1 protein-coding gene and 1 pseudogene are annotated in these 1,454 nt (G+C 65.8%); both read left to right on the forward strand.

From position 1 onward, the window contains the following. Positions 1–60 precede the first annotated feature (60 nt). Positions 61–735, forward strand: a pseudogene (locus GCT19_RS44575) (AMP-binding protein); the annotation flags it as partial. 121 nt (positions 736–856) lie between these two features. Then, the coding region (locus GCT19_RS44580) for an AMP-binding protein (RefSeq protein ID WP_265334653.1) at positions 857–1,454 on the forward strand (598 nt) is incomplete at its 3' end.

The raw sequence follows: 1,454 nt of genomic DNA on the forward strand, positions 1-1,454 counted from the left end.
GTGGTGTTCGGCACGGTGCTGTTCGGGCGCATGCATGGTGGCAGCGGCGCGGACCGGGCGATGGGCCTGTTCATGAACACGCTGCCGGTGCGGCTCGACGTGGATGGAACCGGGGTCGGGGAGAGTGTGCGTCGCACCCACGCGCGGCTGGCGGAGCTGCTCACCCACGAGCATGCCCCGCTGGCGCTGGCGCAGCGCTGCAGCGGCGTTGCGGCGCCTGCGCCGCTGTTTGGCGCGCTGCTGAACTATCGCCACAATACGCTGGCGGCGCTTCAGGGGGCGGTGGGCGACGATGTCCTGGACGGCATCGAATGGCTGGGTGCGCAGGAGCGCACCAACTATCCCCTGAGCCTGTCGGTGGAAGACTCCGGGCAGGCGCTGGGCCTGACGGCGGAAGCGGTCGAGCCGGTTTCAGCAGAGCGTATCTGCGGTTACATGCAACATGCGCTGGAGCACCTGGCGGAGCTGCTGGAGCGCTCGCCGCACACGCCGGTGCGGGAGCTGGAGATCCTGCCGGCGGCGGAGCGCGGGTATCTGCTGGAGGAGCTGAACCGCACGGAGGCGGCGTATCCGTCGGAGCGGTGCATCCATGAGCTGTTCGAGGCGCAGGTGCGGCGGGCACCGGAGGCGGTGGCGCTGGTGCATGAGAACGAGAGACTGAGCTATGGCGAGCTCAATGCGCGGGCCAACCGGCTGGCGCATCATCTGATCGCACTGGGAGTCAGGCCGGATCAGCCGGTGGGGATCTGCGTGGAGCGCCGCCCGGCGATGGTGGTGGGGCTGTTGGCGATCCTCAAGGCGGGGGGGCGCGTATCTGCCACTGGATCCGGCTTATCCGTCGGCGCGGTTGCGCCAGATGCTGGGCGATGCCGCTCCGCAGCTGCTGCTTTGCGATGCGGCCGGCCGCGCCGCACTCGGCCCCGAGGTGCTGACCGATGTGATAGCGGTCGATCTGGAGACGGCGACGCCGGAGTGGGCGAACCTGCCGTTCTCCGATCCGGACCCGCGTGCGCTCGGCCTGACCTCGCGCCATCTCGCCTATGTGATCTACACCTCCGGATCCACCGGCACGCCCAAGGGGGCACAGAATGAGCATCGGGCTATCGTTAATCGCCTGATCTGGATGCAAAAGGCCTATGCACTCAATACGGCTGACGTCGTCTTGCAGAAGACCCCGTTTAGCTTCGATGTCTCTGCCTGGGAATTCTTCTGGACCTTGCTTGAAGGGGCAACCCTGGTGCTGGCGGTTCCTGGTGTACACAAAGACCCGGATGCGCTTGTAAACCTGATAATCGGCCAACGCATCACCACCGCACACTTTGTACCATCCATGCTGGCCAGCTTCATGGACACGAAGGGCGTTGATCGCTGCACCTCCCTGCAGCGTCTCGTGTGTAGTGGAGAGGCGCTTTCTGCTTCCCTCACGCAGAAGGTTCGGTGCGTATTACCTTGGA

Source organism: Paraburkholderia atlantica (genome assembly GCF_009362785.1).
GTDB classification, from domain to species: Bacteria; Pseudomonadota; Gammaproteobacteria; order Burkholderiales; family Burkholderiaceae; genus Paraburkholderia; species Paraburkholderia atlantica.